This window comes from Sinomonas terricola (assembly GCF_034931225.1).
Lineage (GTDB): Bacteria > Actinomycetota > Actinomycetes > Actinomycetales > Micrococcaceae > Sinomonas > Sinomonas terricola.
Genome location: NZ_JAYGGQ010000005.1, coordinates 202,273 through 220,826 on the forward strand (window position 1 = coordinate 202,273; position 18,554 = coordinate 220,826).

General features: G+C 68.5%; 15 protein-coding genes. 8 read left to right on the forward strand and 7 right to left on the reverse strand.

All coding sequences use genetic code 11. The features are described from left to right. Positions 1 to 11 precede the first annotated feature (11 nt). The 6 genes from SPF06_RS09095 to SPF06_RS09120 form a co-directional block, all read right to left on the reverse strand. Positions 12 to 1,055: a LacI family DNA-binding transcriptional regulator gene (locus SPF06_RS09095; RefSeq protein WP_323278718.1), complete on the reverse strand. Its 1,044-nt coding sequence runs from the start codon at positions 1,053 to 1,055 to the stop codon at positions 12 to 14. After that, the gene (locus tag SPF06_RS09100; protein WP_323278719.1) at positions 1,052 to 1,963 is read right to left on the reverse strand and encodes a carbohydrate ABC transporter permease; all 912 of its coding nucleotides are present in this window, start codon (positions 1,961 to 1,963) and stop codon (positions 1,052 to 1,054) included. The genes SPF06_RS09095 and SPF06_RS09100 overlap by 4 nt, the downstream gene beginning before the upstream one ends. Continuing rightward, complete coding sequence (locus SPF06_RS09105; RefSeq protein WP_323278720.1) at positions 1,960 to 2,841, reverse strand: carbohydrate ABC transporter permease; 882 nt, start codon at positions 2,839 to 2,841, stop codon at positions 1,960 to 1,962. The genes SPF06_RS09100 and SPF06_RS09105 overlap by 4 nt, the downstream gene beginning before the upstream one ends. A 66-nt stretch (positions 2,842 to 2,907) precedes the next feature. Next, positions 2,908 to 4,257 (reverse strand): ABC transporter substrate-binding protein, encoded by a 1,350-nt coding sequence (locus SPF06_RS09110; protein ID WP_323278721.1) that lies wholly within the window; start codon positions 4,255 to 4,257, stop codon positions 2,908 to 2,910. Positions 4,258 to 4,310: 53 nt separating this feature from the next. Continuing rightward, positions 4,311 to 5,747, reverse strand: coding sequence for a GH32 C-terminal domain-containing protein (locus SPF06_RS09115; RefSeq protein WP_323278722.1), 1,437 nt, complete (start codon positions 5,745 to 5,747; stop codon positions 4,311 to 4,313). Between the two features lie 299 nt (positions 5,748 to 6,046). Next, positions 6,047 to 7,102 carry a LacI family DNA-binding transcriptional regulator gene (locus tag SPF06_RS09120; protein WP_323278723.1) on the reverse strand — a complete coding sequence of 352 codons (1,056 nt, stop codon included), beginning with the start codon at positions 7,100 to 7,102 and terminating at the stop codon, positions 6,047 to 6,049. 113 nt (positions 7,103 to 7,215) lie between these two features. On the opposite strand from SPF06_RS09120, the gene SPF06_RS09125 reads away from it, so the two are divergent. The 3 genes from SPF06_RS09125 to SPF06_RS09135 all read left to right on the forward strand — a co-directional run bounded on the left by SPF06_RS09125 (position 7,216) and on the right by SPF06_RS09135 (position 10,248). Then, on the forward strand, positions 7,216 to 8,334 hold the full coding sequence (locus tag SPF06_RS09125) for a substrate-binding domain-containing protein (RefSeq protein ID WP_323278724.1): 1,119 nt from the start codon (positions 7,216 to 7,218) through the stop codon (positions 8,332 to 8,334). Between the two features lie 76 nt (positions 8,335 to 8,410). Continuing rightward, the gene (locus SPF06_RS09130) at positions 8,411 to 9,463 is read left to right on the forward strand and encodes an ABC transporter permease (RefSeq protein ID WP_323278725.1); all 1,053 of its coding nucleotides are present in this window, start codon (positions 8,411 to 8,413) and stop codon (positions 9,461 to 9,463) included. Then, positions 9,460 to 10,248 (forward strand): ATP-binding cassette domain-containing protein, encoded by a 789-nt coding sequence (locus tag SPF06_RS09135; RefSeq protein ID WP_323278726.1) that lies wholly within the window; start codon positions 9,460 to 9,462, stop codon positions 10,246 to 10,248. Before SPF06_RS09130 ends, SPF06_RS09135 begins: the two co-directional genes overlap by 4 nt. Before the next feature lie 14 nt (positions 10,249 to 10,262). Here SPF06_RS09135 and SPF06_RS09140 read toward each other — a convergent pair whose 3' ends face one another. Continuing rightward, a complete protein-coding gene (locus SPF06_RS09140) occupies positions 10,263 to 11,375 on the reverse strand; it encodes a LacI family DNA-binding transcriptional regulator (RefSeq protein WP_428985740.1) in 1,113 nt (370 codons plus the stop codon). 140 nt (positions 11,376 to 11,515) lie between these two features. Here SPF06_RS09140 and SPF06_RS09145 point away from each other — a divergent pair, with 140 nt between their 5' ends. From SPF06_RS09145 to SPF06_RS09165, 5 genes are all read left to right on the forward strand, one after another. Further along, positions 11,516 to 14,008 (forward strand): glycoside hydrolase family 32 protein, encoded by a 2,493-nt coding sequence (locus SPF06_RS09145; protein ID WP_323278727.1) that lies wholly within the window; start codon positions 11,516 to 11,518, stop codon positions 14,006 to 14,008. Between the two features lie 105 nt (positions 14,009 to 14,113). Next, positions 14,114 to 14,530: a GNAT family acetyltransferase gene (locus SPF06_RS09150; protein WP_323278728.1), complete on the forward strand. Its 417-nt coding sequence runs from the start codon at positions 14,114 to 14,116 to the stop codon at positions 14,528 to 14,530. A 140-nt stretch (positions 14,531 to 14,670) separates the two neighbouring features. Further along, complete coding sequence (gene hutU, locus SPF06_RS09155; protein WP_323278730.1) at positions 14,671 to 16,374, forward strand: urocanate hydratase; 1,704 nt, start codon at positions 14,671 to 14,673, stop codon at positions 16,372 to 16,374. 106 nt (positions 16,375 to 16,480) lie between these two features. Then, positions 16,481 to 18,082 carry a histidine ammonia-lyase gene (gene hutH, locus SPF06_RS09160; RefSeq protein WP_323278731.1) on the forward strand — a complete coding sequence of 534 codons (1,602 nt, stop codon included), beginning with the start codon at positions 16,481 to 16,483 and terminating at the stop codon, positions 18,080 to 18,082. A gap of 216 nt (positions 18,083 to 18,298) precedes the next feature. Next, entirely contained in the window at positions 18,299 to 18,535 is a 237-nt protein-coding gene (locus SPF06_RS09165) for a hypothetical protein (protein ID WP_323278732.1), read from the forward strand. Positions 18,536 to 18,554: the final 19 nt, after the last annotated feature.

The following is an 18,554-nucleotide window of genomic DNA, read 5'->3' on the forward strand; positions in this document are numbered from 1 at the left end:
AACGTGGCCGCTCAGCGCGCGGCGTCCGGCGGAGTGGTGAACGCTGCGTCCGTCGCCGCAACCGAGGCCCGTTCGACGGGCGGGCACTCGACCTTCACGATCGACTCCTCGGGCGAGTCGAGCCCCAGCAGGAGGCGGATCCCCGCGGCGCCGAGCTCGTCGTGGGGGAGCGCGACGGTAGAGAGCGGCGGGCGTACGTGGGCCGCGATGACCTCCTGGTTGTCGAAGCCGACCACGGAGAGATCGCCCGGCACGGAGACTCCGCGCTCGCGCAGGCCGTCGTAGAGGCCCGCGGCCATGCGGTCGTTGTAGCAGTACACCGCCGTGGCCCCGAGCGCGAGGAGCGCAGGGACGGCGTCGTAGCCCCCCTCCTGGTCGGGGTACGCCTCGAGGACGAGCGCGGGGTCGAAGGCCAGCCCGCCGTCGTCGAGCGCTGCCCGGTACCCCGCAAGCCGTCCGTCCTTCGCGGGTGCGGGGATCGTCGCGTTGATGAACGCGATCCGCCGATGCCCCGCCCGGATGAGCAGCTCGGTCGCCTCGCGGCCGCCCTGCGCCTCGTCCGGTACGACGGCGCGGACGCCGTCCTCGGCCGCGAAGCAGTTCACGAGCACGAAGTCCGCCTCGCGCAGCGCCTCGGGGATCTCGGTGACGCGGTGGAACCACGTCGAGTAGAGGATGCCGCGCACCTTGTGCTCGAGCATCATCGTGATCGCGTCCTTCTCGAGGTCGCTGTTGCCCTCGGTGTTCGCGATGAGGAGCGCGTAGCCGTGCTTCCACGCCTCGTCCTGGGCGCCGTGGATGATCTGGCCGGCGAACGGGGTAGTTGCGATCGCGTCCGCGACGAGGCCGATGAACCGTGAGCTCCCGCTCACGAGGGTCTTCGCGAGCGCGTTCGGCCGGTAGCCGAGGTCTCGGATCGCGTCCCGGACGCGGCGCCGGGTCTCGGCCGAGATCCGCGCGTCCTTCTTCTTGTTGACCACGAGGGAGACGGTCGACGGCGAGACCCCCGCCGCCTCGGCGACCTCGCGGAGCGTCGCGGGGCGCGCGGGCGTCATCCCTTCGTCGCCCCGGATTCGAGGCCCTGGATCATGGCCTTGTTGAGCACGAGGAACACGAGCAGAAGCGGCGTGACGGTCACGCACACGGCCGCGAACGTCGCCGTCCAGTCGGTCTTGCCCATCGCGCCGATGTAGTTCTGCAGCCCGAGCGGAATCGTCTTGAGGCCCTCGGTGAGCACGAAGGTGTTGGCGAAGATGAAGTCGTTCCAGATGAAGATGCTGTTGACGAGCACGACGGTGACGACGGTGTTGAGCGAGAGCGGCAGCGTGATGAGCCCGAAGATCCGGTACGGCCCGGCGCCGTCGATCGACGCGGCTTCGTACGTCTCCCGAGGGATGTACTCGAAGAAGGACGAGAACAGGTACACGGACATCGGCAGCGCGAACCCGGCAAGCGGGATGATCATCGACTGGTACGTGTCGAGCAGGCCGATCTTCGAATAGTCGATGAAGAGCGGCACGAGCGCGATCTGCACGGGCACGATGATGCCCATGAGGAACACGGCACGGACGAGTTTGCTGAGCCGGAAGCCGAGGACCTGGATCGCGTACGCGGCCATCATGCCGAGCACGACGATGAGCAGGTTCGCGCCCATCGTCACGATGAAGCTGTTGAGGATGTTCTGCCCGAGGTTCCCCACGGCGAACGCCCGCGCGTAGTTGTCCAGGGTCAGCGCGCTCGGGAGCGCGAACGGGTTCCCGGACGCGAAGTCCTGCTCGGTCCGCAGGCTCGTGATGAAGAGCCATGCGAGCGGGTAGACCTGTGCGATGACGATCACGATGACGAGCACGCGCGAGAGCGTCTTGTAGACGTTGGGGCGCGAACGACGACGGCGCCGCGCCGCCGCGGGGGAGGGCTGCGGTGCAGCGGTGCGAACCGCGGCCGGGGCTGGGTGCGTGATCATGCGTCCGCCTTTCGCCTCAGCATGAGCACGATGAGGCCAACCGCGACGAGGCACTCGGCGACGATGAAGACCGAGATCGTGCTCGCGTAGCCGTAGTCCGTGCTCGTGAACGCTGTCTTATACATGTAGGTGGTGACGAGCTCGGAGGACTGGCCGGGACCGCCGTTGGTCATGAGGTAGGGGATGTCGAAGCCGCGGAGGCCGTACGTCGTCGCCATGATCGTCGTCGTGATCCACACGGGCCGGATGTACGGGAAGCGGATCTTCGTGAAGAGCTGCCAGCGGGAGGCGCCGTCGAGGATCGCGGCCTCTTCGAGTTCGCGCGGCACCGCAAGGAGTGCCGCGTAGATGATGAGCATGTAGAGGCCCGTGAACCGCCAGCCCTCGGGGGCGGAGACGGCGGCGAGGACGGTGTTGACGTCCGAGAGCCAGGGCCGTTCGAGCGCCCCGAGGCCGAGCCACGAGAGCACCTGGTTGAGCAGGCCGACCGGGTCGAGCGAGTAGATCCGTTCGAAGAGGAACGCGATCGCGACGGTCGAGATGACGGCCGGGAGGAGGTACAGGGTCTTGACGAGCTCGCGCCCGCGGCGGAGCGAGAGGAGAAGGCTTGCGACGACGAGCGCGCCCCCGAGTTGGAGCACGAGGCAGATCGCGAGGTAGCCGATCGCGTTGAGGAAGGACCTCCAGAACACGTCATCGTGCGTGAGCATGTGCACGTAGTTGGCGAGGCCGACGAACTCCACGTCCCCGATCCCGTTCCACGAGAAGAAGCTCAGGACGAGGGACTGGAGGATCGGGAACAGTACGGCCGCGCCGTAGACGAGCAGCGGGGGGAGGAGGAAGACGAGGACCGAGATCCTCGATCGGGTGGGAAGCATGATGTGCCTTTCGGGCGGGGGAGCCGGGGCTCCCCCGCCGTGGGGGACTGGTTCGAAGAGTGGTTCTTACTTGAAGAACTTGGGCGCGTTCTGCGCGATGGTGCTGTCCATCGTGCTCGTGAAGTCGGCCGGGGACGTGTTGCCCTGGACGAGGAGCGTGAGCTCCTGCTGGAGGCGCGTGTTGCTCGTCGGGTCGAGCTGCGTGTCCCACGGCATGATCTGCTTGGTGCCGAGGTCGTTGGCCTTCTCGAGCGCCTTCTTGTAGAGCGGCGTCGCGTTGGCCGGGATCGTCGTCTGGACGTTCGTCGTCGGGGCGAGCGCTCCCGTGGCCGCGTACTCGGCCGGGTACTTCGTGAGGGCGAACTTGAGGAAGTCGGCCACGAGCGGGTCATAGGTCTTGGCGTTGACGGCCATGCCGATGCCCGAGGGGGAGACGAACTCGTTGGCCTTCGTGACCGAAGCCGAGGTGGTCGGGAGCGTGAAGAAGTCGATGTCGTTCCGGACGGCCGGGTTGAGCTTGTCCGTCGCGAGGCTCGAGAGCTCCCACGTGCCGATGTTGTACATGGCCGCCTGGCCGGAGGTGAACGCGTTCTGGGCGTCCGAGTAGCCCTGGGACGAGAAGCCGTCGGAGAAGCACTTCGCCTTGCCGAGGGCGTCGAGCCAGCTCACGGCCTTCTGGCCGGGGGCGTCGGCGAACTTGGCCTGGCCCTTCTTGAGGCTCGTGACGTAGTCAGGCCCGGCGGCCCGGAACGGCTGGTATGAGACGTAGCGCTCGAGCGGCCACTGGTCCTGGCCGTCGAGAGCGATCGGCGTGATGCCCGCCTTGCGCAGGGCCGTGCACATGGCCGGGATGTCGTCGAGGGACGTGGGCACCGAGACGCCAGCCTTCTGGAACAGCGACTTGTTGTACCAGAAGTACTCGAGCTCGAACTGCATCGGGACCATGTAGAGCGAGCCGTCGTCGAAGCGCTGGTAGTCGAGGGCCGCGGGCCGGAAGTTGTCGTAGAGGCCGAGGTCCTTGAGCATCTTGCCCGCGTCCATCATCTTGCCCTGCTTCGCGAGCTGCTGGGCGAACGGCGTCGCGTCCGTGTCGAAGAGCTCGGGGAGCTTGTCCGCGGCCGCGAGGGTCTCGTACTTCTGGATGTAGGACGGCCGGTCGGGCGTCGTGATGAGGTTGAGCGAGAAGCCGGGGTGGTCCTTCGCGTAATCGTCGGCGAGCTTCTTCATGATCGTGATGACCGAGCCGTCGGCGGGCCGCGAGAGGAGCCACGAGATCTGCCGGGGCACGATCTGGCCGGTCGGGCTCACGTTCGTGGGGCTGCTCGACGGGCCGCCGCCGCAGCCGGCGAGGGCCAACGCGGCAACCGCAGCAACCGCCGCGGTGCGGCAGAGTCTCGAGCGGAGGAGTCGTTTCATGGGGGTCAATCTCCTTTGATTCCGGGTGCTTTTCTTGGGGATGAGAAGGCTCTTCAGGTGGCAGTGCGTTGACGGACAGCGAGCGACTCGACCGCCGCGGAGCCTTCCCCAACGAAGACTCCGAGCCGGCCGGCCTTCCGGTCGTAGATGCGCGTGCTGAGGGCCACGCGACGGTCGACGACGGCGACGCACACATCGCCGTCGACGATCACCTCGAGCGTGTGCTCGCCCGGAGGCAAGTAGCACGGTCGTTCTAGTTCGATCTCGAAGGCCACGTCCCCCGAGATCTCCCACTGGCCGGGGCCTGTCGACTGGCGCGGCCAGCGGTCGAACACGACCCGACCCCGCTTCGGCTCGAGCCGCACGACGTAGGACTCGTCACCGTCGTCGCTCGCCCGGAGCAGGAGGCCGCACTCGGTGGTACCTGCATCGATCGCGAAGTCCGCCCGCGCGTAGAACTGCCCGGGGAGGACTTCCTCCGAGACGAGTGCGCGGTAGCCGTCGGGGGCGCTGAGCCGCGCGGGGAGCGGCTCGCCGAAGGAGACCGGTACGTCGTCCCAGAAGCTCTCGACAAGCTCGTCCGAGAAGCCGAACGCGAGCGTCCCGTCGTCGTTCTGGCGCGCTTCAAGGACGGCGAGGGTGCCGGCCCACTGCCAGGCGCCGTCGTCGGCCGCTCCCTCCTTGCTCGCGATCCAGCCGAAGAAGAAGCGGCGGCCTTCACGCTCCGCGGACTTCGACGCGTAGAACGCGCGCCCGTCCACGGTGTCGAGGTCGGGGACGGTCCACGGGCCGTCGGAGGATTTCGCCATGCGGTACCGCGTGCTGAACGAGTCGGAGAACTCGGAGTAGACGAGGTACCACCAGTCGCCCCACTGGAAGACATCCGGGCATTCGTGCATGATGTAGCGCCGCGGATCCCAGAACGGCTCGGCCTTGCTCCAGTGCAGGAGGTTGCGCGAGACGTACTGGGCGATGAGCCCGCGGCGCCGCTCGGGCCCGTCGGTGTGACGCGCCGCGACGAGCATCCGCCACACGCCGTCGGGGTCGCGGAAGACGAAGGGGTCGCGCCAGTCGGCCGTCTCGTAGCCCTCGGGCGCGCCGAACGTGAGGTTGCGGAGCTTGGCCCACGTCTTCATGCCGTCGAGGCTCGTCGCGTGCATGACGAGCTGGAGCGGGAGGCCGTCGGCCCCGAGCCGCTGCGGGTTCTGGCCCGTGTAGAAGAGGTGGTGGACGCCGTAGTCGTCGAGCACCACGGAGCCCGTGTAGGCGTTGAAGTCCGGCTCGTCCGCTGTGCCGTGGGGGAGCGAGACGCCGTGGTCCACGAACTGGGTGAGGTCCTTCGTCGTGACGAGGTTCCAGGCGGTTCCGGGCTTGGGATCCTCGCGGAGCTCGTGGAGGTAGAAGAGCCAGAATTCGCCGTCGTGCTGGAAGGGGATCACGTCCCCGACCCATCCGCCGTCGCCGGGCTGGAAGAAGACTTGCTGTGACATCTGCGGTGACGTCCTGTCTGCTAAAGCGTTTGATCATCATGACTGTAAGGCGCGTCACAATCCGTGGTCAAGCGTTTTAGCAAAAATCTTCCGCGGCAGGTTGGGACCGCCCGGCCGCAGCTGTGCCGCCTCGCCGCTATTGTGCCGCGGGGCAGCGGCCCAATAGCGGGGGAGGGTGCCCGGAGCGGGGAAGCGGCACCGGAGCGGGGGAGGGTGCCCGGAGCGGGAGGGGCGCGGCCGGCCGGTGTGTGGCGACAGGGCGACACGCGCGGCGACTGCCGCCGCATGCCGTGATCGCCTCACTCGATGGGCGGTGGGATCTCTCCAGAGCCGCGCTCGATGAGGTCGGTGGGCACGTCGATCACTTCGGGAACCCATAGCCCCGGCCGTTCGATCCTGGCGAAGAGCCTGTCGGCGGCGAGCCGTCCGATCTGGCTGGGGCGCTGGGCGATCACGGTCACGCCGGGGTCGAGGAGATCCGCGAACTCGAAGTCGTCGAAGCCGACGACGGCGATCTGGTGCTGCAGGCCGAGGCGCTGCAGCGTGCGTACTGCGCCGAAGGTGATGAGGTTCTTTCCGCAGAAGAGGGCCGTGGGCGGGGTGGCCGATTTCATGAGGCGGGCCGCCGCCATGCCGCTGGACTCGGCGTCGCGCAGGCCGGGCACGATCGGGCAGTCCGCGGTGTCGAGGCCGACGGCGCGAATCGCGTCGAGGAATCCGAGCCGGCGCTGCTGGGCGGTCCAGAGGTCCTCCCGGTCGAGCAGCAGCGCGATGCGCCGATGGCCGCGGCGGAGCAGATGCCTGGTCGCGATCGTCGCCGCAGTGCGGCTGTCCGAGCGGACGGCGTCCAGCGCGATCCCGCGCGGCTCACGGTCGACGCAGACGACGGCGAGCCCACGGTCGATCTCCTCCTGCAGGTAGGCCTGGCTCGGCGCGATCGGCATGAGCGCGATGCCGTCGACGCGCCGCCGCATGAGCGCTGCGATCGAGGCGAGCTCACGATCGGGATCCTCCTCGAGGGTCGACGTGAACACCGCAGAACCGCGGCGCACGGCGACATCTTCGATCGCACGGCTCACCTGGGCTGCGAACGGGTTGGTCACGCTCCCGACGAGCAGGCCGATGGTGTGCGTCCGGCCGTCCGACCGGCGCAGGTTTCGCGCACCGAGATCGGGTTCCCAGCGCAGCTGCGCCATCGCCTTCCGGACCCGCTCGGCGGTCGCCGGGGCCACGTTGGGCTCGTCGTTGGCGACCCGGGAGACGGTCTTGATGCCTACCCCGGCGAGCTGGGCGACGTCGCGGATTGTCGCCCGGCGGGCCTCTGCGTCCGCCGAGCCCGATGATAACGATGTCATTACGGCGCCCTCCTTCTTGCCAACGCTATCTTGCCAAGGCTCCGCCATGAGTCTACAAATTGTCGTTGACATCGTTGTCAGGGGTTCCGGCCCCACACCTGAGAGGACACGCAATGACGCACTCCACCACCGGCACCCGCCGCACCCGCACCGTCGTCGTCGCCGCCTTCGCTGCCGTCGCCGCCCTGGGCCTGGGCGCGTGCGCCTCGTCGAGCGCGGCGGGATCTGGCTCGACCGCCGGGGCGAACGAGACAGTCGGGGTCAGCCTGATCGTGAAGACCACGACCAACCCGTTCTTCGTGGCGATGGAAGACGCCGCCCAGGCGGACGCCCAGAAGGCGAACGTGAAGCTCACCCTGGCCGCGGGCAAGAAGGACGGCGACACGGACACCCAGATCCAGGCGATCGAGAACGCGATCTCGCGTGGAGACAAGGGCATCCTGATCACCCCGAACGGGCCTGCGGTGAACAACGAGATCGCCAAGGCGCGCAAGGCCGGCCTCTACGTGATCGCCCTGGACACTCCGCCGGACCCGGCGGACACCGTGGACATCACCTTCGCGACGGACAACTACGCGGCCGGGCAGTCGATCGGCAAGTGGACGTCTTCGGCCCTCGGCGGCAAGAAGGCCGTCATCGCCATGCTCGACCTGTTCAGCGACCAGATCGTCTCCGTCGACGTGAACCGCGATCACGGCTTCCTGAACGGCATGGGCATCGACGCCGGGGACAAGTCCAAGAATGGCGGCGAGGCCGCGACCGGCAAGTACAGCGGTGGCCAGGGTGGCGATTACGAGATCGTCGGCCACCAAGCCTCCCAGGGGGCCGAGGACGGGGGCCGGAGCGCGATGGAGACGCTGCTGTCGAAGAACCCGAACATCAACGTGGTGTACACAATCAACGAGCCCGCCGCCTACGGCGCCTACCAAGCCCTCAAGGCCGCCGGCAAGGACAAGGACGTCATGATCGTGAGCATCGACGGCGGCTGCGCCGGCGTCGGCTACGCGAAGCAGGGGATCATCAGCGCGACCGCGCAGCAGTACCCCTCGAAGATGGCCTCGCTCGGCATGGAGGCGATTGCCAGCATCGCCCGCGGCGGCGCCAAGCCAGCCGTGAGCAGCGGCCTCGACTTCTACAACACCGGCTCCAAGCTCGTGACCGACAAGCCGGCCGGCGGGGTCGAGAGCATCACGAGCGATGCCGCCTCGAGCACCTGCTGGGGCACGAAGTAACAGGATCGGTCCGGCTGGGGCGCCCGCCCGGTGCCCCGGCCGTCCCCCAGAACGAAGCGATCCCCTGAGGAGACCCATGACAACGCCCGCCCCAGCACCGACACCCACCGAGCGGCCGCCCGCGCCGGACCCGGCCAGCGAGTTCATCGACCGCCGCACCCCAGTCGCCCGGCTCCGCGGTGTTCTGCACCGTTACCCGGCGATCAGCCCCGGAGTCGTACTCGTGGTCGCGATCCTGGTGTTCGGCGCTCTGAATCCCCACTTCCTCGCCCCGGCCAATCTGTCCCTGATCACCCAGCAGGTTGCCGTGATCGGCGTGCTCGGCATCGCCGAGACCCTCGTGATCCTCACGGCCGGAATCGACCTCTCCGTCGGAGCAGCGATGGTGCTCAGCTCAGTGGTCGTGGGCAACACCGCCGCAGGGCTCCACTTCCCAGCCCCCCTCGCCCTGCTCGCCGGCCTGGCCACGGGCCTGCTCGCAGGTGCGCTGAACGGCATCCTGGTCACGCGGCTCGCCCTGCCTCCCTTCATCGTCACGCTCGGGACCTTGAGCATCTTCACCGCGTTGCTGCTGCTGATCTCCAACGGAGCCACCGTCCAGGGCACCAAGCTGCCCGACCTGGCCACCTGGACCGGTGGAACGTTCAAGCTCGCGGGGGTCGACATCAGCTACGGCGTCGTGCTCATGGCGGCGCTCTACCTCGCGGTGGCCTACGTGCTCGGCCGCACCGCGTGGGGTCGCCACGTCTACGCCGTCGGCGACGACAAGGAGGCCGCGCGCCTGACCGGCATCCGCGTCAACCGCGTGCTGCTGAGCGTCTACATGCTCGCCGGCGCCATCGTGGTGATCGCCGCATGGACCCAGATCGGCCGCGACTTCGGCTCGAGCCCCAACGCTGCGACCGACGCGAACCTCAACGCCATCACCGCCGTCGTCATCGGCGGCACGAGCCTCTTCGGCGGCCGCGGAAACATCTGGGGCACTCTGCTCGGCGCACTCATCGTCGGAGTGTTCCGCAACGGACTTGCACTCATCGGCCTCGACGTCCTCTACCAGACCCTCGCAGTCGGCATCCTCGTCATCGCCGCCGTCGCCATCGATCAGTGGATCAGGAAGGTCCGCAAGTGAACCCCATCGAACGCACCTCAGACGAACAGCGCGTGCCCGTTCTCTCCGCCCGGGGCCTCGTCAAGACCTACGGCCACGTCGTCGGCCTCGACGGCGTCAGCCTCGACCTCTATCCCGGAGAAGTGCTCGCCATCATCGGCGACAATGGCGCGGGCAAGACCACGCTGATCAAATGCCTCACCGGCGCGGAGATCCCGGACGACGGCGAGCTTCGTCTCGACGGCGAGCCGGTCCATTTCCGCCGCCCCCAGGACGCCCGCGACGCCGGCATCGAGACCGTCTACCAGTCCCTCGCCGTCTCTCCAGCGCTGGACGTCGCAGCCAACATGTACCTCGGCCGCGAGCTCCGCCGCCCGGGCATCCTGGGCAGCATGCTTCGCCTCATCGACACCAAGACGATGCGCGAGAATGCGAAGGCGGAACTCCGAGAGCTCGGTATCTCCACTCTTCAGGACGTCACCGTGCCCATCGAAAACCTCTCCGGCGGCCAGCGCCAAGCCGTCGCCGTCGCCCGCGCCGCCGCGTTCGGCTCCAAGGTCGTCGTGCTCGACGAGCCCACCGCCGCGCTCGGAGTCAGGGAGTCGAACCAGGTGCTCGAGCTCATCCTGCGGCTGAGAGACCGGGGCATCCCGGTCATCCTCATCAGCCACAACATGCCGCACGTCTTCGACGTTGCCGATCGGATCCATATCCAGCGCCTCGGCAAGCGAGCCGCCACCATCACCCCGCAGACGCATTCCATGACCGACGCAGTCGCGATCATGACCGGGGCGAAAGCCGCGTAAGTCCCAGTCGGGCCTCAGGAACGCCGCAGTCCCACCGCTCGAGGGACGGCTCCCTTTCCCTGCGCTGGCCCCACTGACGAGCGGACGACGGCGGGGCATGCGACTTCGACGCGGCCGTCGCCTGGGGCGTCCTCGACGCCGAGCAGCACGCGGACGCCGGCCGCGCCGAGCTCGTAGTGGGGGAGGGCCACGGTCGTGAGCGGCGGGCGCAGGTGGGCGGCGATGACCTCCTGGTTGTCGAAGCCGACCACCGCAAGATCCTCCGGGATGGACAGCCCGCGCTCGCGGAGCCCGTCGTAGAGCCCCATTGCGACGCGGTCATTGTGGCAGAAGACGCCCGTGGGGCCCTGGGCGAGCAGGTGCTCGACGACGTCGTACCCGCCGGACTGGTCGGGCTGGGCGTTGAAGACGAGCGCGGGATCGTAGGCGACGCCCGCCGCCTCGAGCGCCTCGCGGTAGCCGCGGAGCCGGCCGTCGTGGGCGGGGGAGGGGGTTGTCGTGTTGATGATCGCGATCCGGCGGTGGCCCTCGCGGAGCAGGAGCTCGGTCGCCGTCCTGCCGCCCTGGACCTCGGCGGGGACGACCGCGCGCACGTCCCCTGCTGGGGAATAGCAGTTGACGAGGACGACGTCGGTCTCCCGCAGCGGCGCGGGCACGGCGGCGGCGCGGTGGTACCACGTCGAGTACAGGACGCCGCGCACCTGGTGTTCGAGCATCATCGAGATGGCCTCGCGTTCGGCCTCCTCGTTGCCCTCGATGTTGGCGATGAGCAGGATGTAGCCATGCTTCCACGCCTCGTCCTGCGCGCCGTGGATGATCTGGCCGGCGAACGGGGTGGTCGCGATCGCGTCCGTCACGAGGCCGATGAAGCGCGAGCCGCCGCTCACGAGGTTCTTCGCGAGGGCGTTGGGGCGGTAGCCGAGGGCGCGGATCGCGTCGTGGACGCGTTGCCTAGCGTCGGCGCCGATCCGCGCGTCGGGCTTGTTGTTGACGACAAGGGAGACGGTCGCGACCGAGACGCCAGCAGCCTCCGCGACCTCGCGCATGGTCACGTGGTGGCCTGATCTCTTCCGTGCCGACGCTCCCGCGGCGTCGCCGCGTCGACCCGCTGCCTCATCCGACGTCATTGTCCTCGCAGTGTACGGCCGTGAGGCGGATCACGCCCAAACTCGTCTTGGTTAAACGCTTGATCAACCGTCGGAAATGCCCTAACCTCACATCTGTTAAAACGCTTTAGCATCCCGTATCGACGACGATTGAGGTGTGCATGGCCCGCTCGGCAACGAAGCCGTCGAAGAAGGCGCGATTTTCGGCCGTCTTCGCCGTTCTCACGATGATCTCCGCGTCTACCCTCGTCACCGCAAGCCTCCCGGGCGCTGGTGCCGTCGGCAGCATCGTCCCGCCGCCCCTTCGCGCGGCGTACCACATGACCCCGCCCCAAGGCTGGCTGAGCGACCCTCAGCGGCCCGTCTATCTCAACGGCAAGTACAACCTGTATTACCTGCACAGCACGCAAGACAACGGACCGGGCGGATGGCGACATGCGACGTCGTCGGACACCGTCGTGTTCAACGATCAAGGCGACGCCCTCCCGCTCCAGACCAACTTCCCCGTCTGGACGGGCTCGTCGGTCGTGGATACGAACAACACGGCAGGCTTCGGCGCGGGCGCCGTCGTCGCGCTCGCGACCCAGCCCACGGACGGCGACGCCTTCCAGCAGTCCCAGTACCTCTGGTACTCGACCGACGGCGGCTCGACGTTCACGCAGTACGGCGCCCCCGTCATCGCGAACCCGGACGGCTCGGACTGGTTCCGCGACCCGAAGATCGTCTGGGATTCCGCACACTCGAACTGGGTCGCCGCGATCGGGCGGCAGCAGAAGATCGTGTTCTACACGTCCCCTGACCTCAAGACGTGGACGCACCAGACCGACTTCACGTACACATCGCCGAACATCGGCGGCGTCGAGTGCCCGGACATCTTCCAGATGAAGGCCGACGACGGCACGTGGCACTGGGTCATGGCCGGCAGCATGCAAGGCGACTACAGCGGCAAGCCGGACACGTACGCGTATTGGACGGGCACGTGGAACGGGAGCTCGTTCGTGACGGACCAGGCCGACCCGCAGTGGCTCGACTGGGGCTGGGACTGGTACGCCGCGGTCTCGTGGCCCGACGCCGCGAACCCGGACACCTCGCGGTACGCCGTCGGGTGGATGAACAACTGGCACTACGCGCCGCACACGGTGCCGACGGATGCGACGGACTCCTACAACGGGCAGAACTCGATCGTGCGGCAGATGAGCCTCAAGTCCGAGGGCGGCGGCGTGTACAGTCTCCTCTCGCAGCCCACGCCGAACCTTGCGAACTACGCGACGAAGACCGTGAAGCCCGCGGACGTCACTGTGAACGGGCGCACCCCGCTTGACTACCACGGCTCCGCCTACGAGCTCGACGCGGACGTGAGCTGGACGGCGCTCAACAACGTCGGCATCTCGATCGGCGAGAACAAGGACGCGAGCCGCCACACGAACATCGGCGTGTACAACGGAAATCTCTACGTGGACCGCTCGGCGCAGGATCAGGTGCCGTACTCGTTCGGCTCCTACCAGCAGTCGCAGGCGCCCCTGCCCGCCGGCACCACGTCCGTGCACCTGCGCATCCTCGTGGACCACGGAAGCGTCGAGGTGTTCGTCGGCGACGGCAAGACCGTCCTCTCCAACCAGGACTTCTTCACGTCCTACGACACCGGGATCTCGCTCTACACGATCGGCGGGAGCGCGACGTTCTCGAATCTCTCGATCACCGAATATGCGAACGTGACCGAGCAGGCGAACCCCGCGGCGCCGTACGCGGACTTCGAGGGCAGCACCTACGGATCGTGGACGACGACGGGAACCGCCTTCGGCTCGGGGCCCGCCGCCGGGACGCTCCCCAACCAGCAGACGGTGACGGGCTTCCTCGGGAGCAAGCTCGCCAACAGCTACAACGGCGGCGACGCCTCGACGGGGACGCTCACGTCGCCGTCGTTCACGATCGGCCACTCGTACGTCAACTTCCTCGCGGGCGGCGGGAACAACCCCCGGCCGTCGGACGTCTTCGCGGACTTCGAGGGCTCGACGTGGGGTTCGGGGTGGACGGCGACGGGCAGCTACGCGAGCCAGGGGCCGACGGCGGAGTCCCTCCCGGGGCAGGTCGGGTCCAAGGTGCTTGACACGTACGTCGGCGGGGGAGACTCATCCACCGGGGCGATCACGTCGCCGACGTTCACGATCACGCGCGACTACATCGATTTCCTCATCGCGGGCGGGAACCACCCGTGGGGATCGACGGGGGCCGCGGCCGTGAACCTCTTGGTGAACGGCCAGGTGGTCCGCACAGCCACGGGGAACAACTCCTCGACGATGTCCGGCGTGAGCTGGGACGTACACACGCTCGTCGGGCAGAAGGCCCAGATCCAGGTGGTTGACCATGCGACGGGCTCGTGGGGCCACATCATGGTGGACCAGATCGTGTTCAGCAGCGTTCCGGGCGCCGTGGGCGGCGAGGCCGATCACCAGACGACCGTGAACCTCGTGGTCAACGGCCAGGTGGTCCGCACCGCGACGGGCCAGAACAGCGAGCACCTCACGTGGAACTCGTGGAACGTCTCCGACCTCAGCGGCCAGACCGCCCAGCTGCAGGTCGTGGACAACGGGACGGGGTCGTGGGGCCACGTCCTCGTGGACCAGGTCATCTTCGAGGACCAGCCGGCCGCGTAGACGGCGCCGGGAGACGGGTTCCGTCCGAGAAGTCAGCCTCAGTGCGTCCTCTCGGACGGAACCCGTCTCATGCAGGCCCGCCGGGCCACCCGGTACCGTTGCCCCATGATCCTGCGCCCCTTCGCCGAAGCCGACCGCGCCGCCGTCGTCGCCCTGTGGCACGAGGCGGGCCTCACGCGGCCCTGGAACGACCCGCACAAGGACATAGACCGCGCCGTCAAGACCTGGCCGGACCTGTTCCTCGTCGCAGAGGAGGCCGACGCCGTCGTCGGCACCGCGATGTGCGGGTACGACGGGCACCGCGGCTGGATCTACTACCTCGCCGTCGCGCCCTCGCGCCAAGGTCGCGGCATCGGGCGCACGCTCATCGCCGAGGCCGAGGTGCGGCTCACCGAGCTGGGCTGCCCCAAGGTCATGCTCATGGTCCGGCGCGGCAACGAGCAGGCCCACGCCTTCTACGGCGGCGAGGGCTACGCCGAGGACGACGTCGCGACCTTCGGGAAGCGCCTCATCGCCGACTGACCGCGGGCTGCTTGAGAGACGTCTGGAATCCCGGACAACACCCCTCCAAACCCCCTGTTTCTGCGCCCTCCCGCGCGGTGTCATGGATACAGAAGATCCCCGTGGATCGCTAGCCAACCATCACCGACGCAGGAGTCACGATGACCACCACCACCCCGGCTCCCAAGGCCGACTTCACGACGGGCGCGCGCCCGGTGCGCGCCCCGCGCGGCACCGAGATCACGGCCAAGTCCTGGCAGACCGAGGCGCCGATGCGCATGCTCATGAACAATCTCGACCCCGAGGTCGCGGAGCGCCCCGACGAGCTCGTCGTCTACGGCGGCACGGGCCGCGCCGCGCGTTCGTGGAAGGCGTTCGACGCTATCGTCGACACGCTCAAGGACATGGACGACGACGAGACCCTCCTCGTGCAGTCCGGCAAGCCTGTGGGCGTCTTCCGCACCAACAAGTGGGCCCCGCGCGTGCTCATCGCGAACTCGAACCTCGTGGGCGACTGGGCGAACTGGCCCGAGTTCCGCCGCCTCGAGGCCGAGGGTCTCACGATGTACGGCCAGATGACGGCCGGCTCGTGGATCTACATCGGCACCCAGGGCATCCTGCAGGGCACGTACGAGACGTTCGCTGCCGTCGCGGCCAAGCGGTTTGGCGGGTCCTTGAAGGGCACGTTGACCCTTACCGGCGGCTGCGGCGGTATGGGCGGCGCCCAGCCGCTCGCCGTGACGCTCAACAGCGGCGCGGTCCTGATCGTCGACGTCGACGAGACCCGCCTCCGCCGCCGTGCGGGCAAGCGCTACCTCGACGAGGTCGAGACGGACCTCGACGCCGCGCTCGCCAAGGTCGTCGCCGCGAAGGCCGAGGGCCGCGCGCTCTCGGTCGGGTACGTTGGCAACGCCGCCGAGGTGTTCCCCGAGATCCTCCGCCGCCACCGCGCGGGCGAGCTCACGGTGGACATCGTGACCGACCAGACCTCCGCCCACGATCCGCTCTCGTACCTCCCCACCGAGTACACGGTCGAGCAGTGGCACGAAGAGGCCGCCGCCGATCCCGACGGCTTCACGAAGAAGTCCCAGAACGCGATGGCCCGCCACGTCCAGGCTATGGTCGAGTTCCAGGACGAGGGCGCCGAGGTCTTCGACTACGGCAACTCGATCCGCGACGAGGCCCGCAAGGGCGGCTACGAGCGCGCGTTCGAGTTCCCCGGCTTCGTCCCGGCGTACATCCGCCCGCTGTTCTGCGAGGGCCTCGGCCCGTTCCGCTGGGTGGCCCTGTCCGGGGACCCGGAGGACATCAAGGTCACCGACCAGGCGATCAAGGAGCTCTTCCCCGAGAACGAGCACCTGCACCGCTGGATCGACGCGGCCGAGGAGTTCGTCGAGTTCGAGGGCCTGCCCGCGCGGATCTGCTGGCTCGGCTACGGCGAGCGTCACCAGGCCGGCCTCCTGTTCAACAAGCTCGTCGCCGAGGGCAGGGTCAAGGCGCCGATCGTGATCGGGCGCGACCACCTCGACTCGGGCTCCGTCGCCTCGCCGTACCGCGAGACCGAGGCCATGAAGGACGGCTCGGACGCGATCGCCGACTGGCCGCTCCTCAACGCCCTCACCGCGGCGTCCTCGGGCGCGACGTGGGTCTCGATCCACCACGGCGGCGGCGTGGGCATCGGCCGCTCGATCCACGCCGGCCAGGTCTCCGTGGCCGACGGCACCGAGCTCGCGGCGGCCAAGCTCACCGCACTGCTCACCAACGACCCCGGCATGGGCGTCATCCGCCACGTCGACGCCGGCTACGAGCGGGCCGTCGAGGTCGCCGCCGAACGCGGCGTGAAGATCCCCATGGCTGGCCGCTGACCGAGACTCACCGTCCAATTCGCCACAATTCACAGCCGAACGGCGCTGAAATCACCCGGAACGCTCGCGGATTGTGGCGAATTGAACCGCACCTTAGGAATCCAAGATGACCCTCACTGCCCCTGAAACCGGCCTCCCCACCGAGGTCACCCTCTCGACGAGCGGCCTCACCGCGGCCGCAGTCGTCGCCGTTGCCCGTCACGGCGCACACGTGAGCATCGCCCCCGAGGCGCTCGCCGAGGTGGCCCGTGTCCGCGCCCACGTCGAGGAGCTCGCCGCGAGCGAGACCCCCGCGTACGGCATCTCGACGGGCTTCGGCGCCCTCGCGAACCGCCACATCCCGCAGGAGCTTCGCACGCAGCTCCAGAAGTCGCTCATCCGCAGCCACGCGGCGGGGATGGGCCCCGCCGTCGAGCGCGAAGTGGTCCGCGCGCTCATGCTCCTGCGCGCCAAGACCCTCGCGTCGGGCCGCACGGGCGTTCGCCCCGTGGTCCTCGAGACGTTCGTCAAGCTCCTCAACGCGGGCATCAGCCCGCTCGTGCGCGAATTCGGCTCGCTCGGCTGCTCGGGCGACCTCGCCCCGCTCAGCCACGTCGCGCTCGTCCTCATGGGCGAGGGCGAGGCCGTGGGCCCCGACGGCGAGGTGTTCGGCGGCCGCGGCCAGCGGACGACGGCGGAGCTCCTCGCCGAGCACGGCATCGAGCCCGTCACCCTCGCGGAGAAGGAGGGCCTCGCGCTCGTCAACGGCACAGAGGGCATGCTCGGCATGCTGCTCATGGCGCTCCACGACCTCGACGCCCTCGTCAAGACGGCGGATGTCACGGCAGCGCTGTCCGTGGACGGCCTCCTCGGCACGGATCAGGTGTTCCTGCCTGAGCTCCACTTCGCGCTGCGCCCCCATCCGGGCCAGGCCGATTCGGCCGCGAACATGCTCGCGGTGCTGCGCGGCTCGAAGATCGTCGAGTCGCACAAGGTCGGCGACAGCCGCGTCCAGGACGCCTACTCGCTGCGCTGCGCGCCGCAGGTCGCGGGCGCCGCGCGGGACACGATCGCCCACGCCCGCACGGTCGCCGAGCGCGAGCTCGAGGCCGCGATCGACAACCCCGTGGTGCTCCCAGACGGCCGGGTGAGCTCGAACGGCAACTTCCACGGCGCACCGGTCGCGTACGTGCTGGACTTCCTCGCAATCGCCGTCGCGGACCTTGCGTCGATGGCCGAGCGCCGCACGGACCGTATGCTCGACCCGGCCCGCTCGCACGGCCTGCCGGCGTTCCTCGCGGACGATCCGGGCGTCGACTCGGGCCTCATGATCGCCCAGTACACCCAGGCGGGGCTGGTCTCCGACTGCAAGCGGCTCGCCGTCCCGGCGTCTGTGGACTCGATCCCGAGCTCCGCGATGCAGGAGGACCACGTCTCGATGGGCTGGCACGCTGCGCGCAAGCTCCGCAAGGCCGTCGAGAACCTGCGCCGCGTCCTCGCGATCGAGCTCGTGACGGCGGCCCGCGCCATCGACATCCGGACGGCGACGTCCGACGGCGTGCTCGTCCCCGGTCCCGGCGGCGCGGCGGCGATCGAGGTCCTTCGGCGCATAGTGCCAGGTCCGGGAGCGGACCGCTTCATGTCGCCCGAGCTCGAGGATGCAGACCGTGTCCTCGCGAGCGGAGAGCTGCTCGCCGCGGTGAACGACGCCGTGGGCGGCCTTCGCTGACCCCGGCCTAGCCGGAATGCAGAGACCTCTGTGGAGGCCCGAATCCGGGCTTCCACCGAGGTCTGACCACAGTCTTAGAGAAGTGCACAACGGTATCCACGATTTGTCGTCCGACGTTACATAGCGAGGACGTTCTGGAACCGATAGAAACAAGAGTGTCCGCAATGACGCGGATCACAGCAGGCACGGGACAGGCTTCAAGAAGGGGTTATCACCATGAAGGCACGCGGGGCAGTTCTGACCAGGCGAAGTGCGCAGCAGGCACCGCTCGCGAACTGGGCGGAACTCCGGGCCGAGGACCAGATCGAGATCGTCAAGCATGCACAGGTCGTCGCCACCGGGAGGGTCGAGGAAGTCTCGCTCAGCGGCAACGTCCTGTGGATCGAGGCCGACGGCGACCAGCCGCGTCGGCTCTTCCTCAAGTCTGACGGCGTGCTCGTACGCCGCGCATAGAGTTCCCTCGCTCGCAACG

Coding starts and splice junctions, on each gene's coding strand:
- SPF06_RS09120 (WP_323278723.1), bottom strand. CDS start 7,102: ATGACATCGTTATCATCGGGCTCGGCGGACGCAGAGGCCCGCCGGGCG.
- SPF06_RS09105 (WP_323278720.1), bottom strand. CDS start 2,841: ATGCTTCCCACCCGATCGAGGATCTCGGTCCTCGTCTTCCTCCTCCCC.
- SPF06_RS09140 (WP_428985740.1), bottom strand. CDS start 11,375: ATGACGTCGGATGAGGCAGCGGGTCGACGCGGCGACGCCGCGGGAGCG.
- SPF06_RS09145 (WP_323278727.1), top strand. CDS start 11,516: ATGGCCCGCTCGGCAACGAAGCCGTCGAAGAAGGCGCGATTTTCGGCC.
- SPF06_RS09130 (WP_323278725.1), top strand. CDS start 8,411: ATGACAACGCCCGCCCCAGCACCGACACCCACCGAGCGGCCGCCCGCG.
- hutU (WP_323278730.1), top strand. CDS start 14,671: ATGACCACCACCACCCCGGCTCCCAAGGCCGACTTCACGACGGGCGCG.
- SPF06_RS09150 (WP_323278728.1), top strand. CDS start 14,114: ATGATCCTGCGCCCCTTCGCCGAAGCCGACCGCGCCGCCGTCGTCGCC.
- SPF06_RS09110 (WP_323278721.1), bottom strand. CDS start 4,257: ATGAAACGACTCCTCCGCTCGAGACTCTGCCGCACCGCGGCGGTTGCT.
- SPF06_RS09165 (WP_323278732.1), top strand. CDS start 18,299: ATGAAGGCACGCGGGGCAGTTCTGACCAGGCGAAGTGCGCAGCAGGCA.
- SPF06_RS09095 (WP_323278718.1), bottom strand. CDS start 1,055: ATGACGCCCGCGCGCCCCGCGACGCTCCGCGAGGTCGCCGAGGCGGCG.
- SPF06_RS09125 (WP_323278724.1), top strand. CDS start 7,216: ATGACGCACTCCACCACCGGCACCCGCCGCACCCGCACCGTCGTCGTC.
- SPF06_RS09100 (WP_323278719.1), bottom strand. CDS start 1,963: ATGATCACGCACCCAGCCCCGGCCGCGGTTCGCACCGCTGCACCGCAG.
- hutH (WP_323278731.1), top strand. CDS start 16,481: ATGACCCTCACTGCCCCTGAAACCGGCCTCCCCACCGAGGTCACCCTC.
- SPF06_RS09115 (WP_323278722.1), bottom strand. CDS start 5,747: ATGTCACAGCAAGTCTTCTTCCAGCCCGGCGACGGCGGATGGGTCGGG.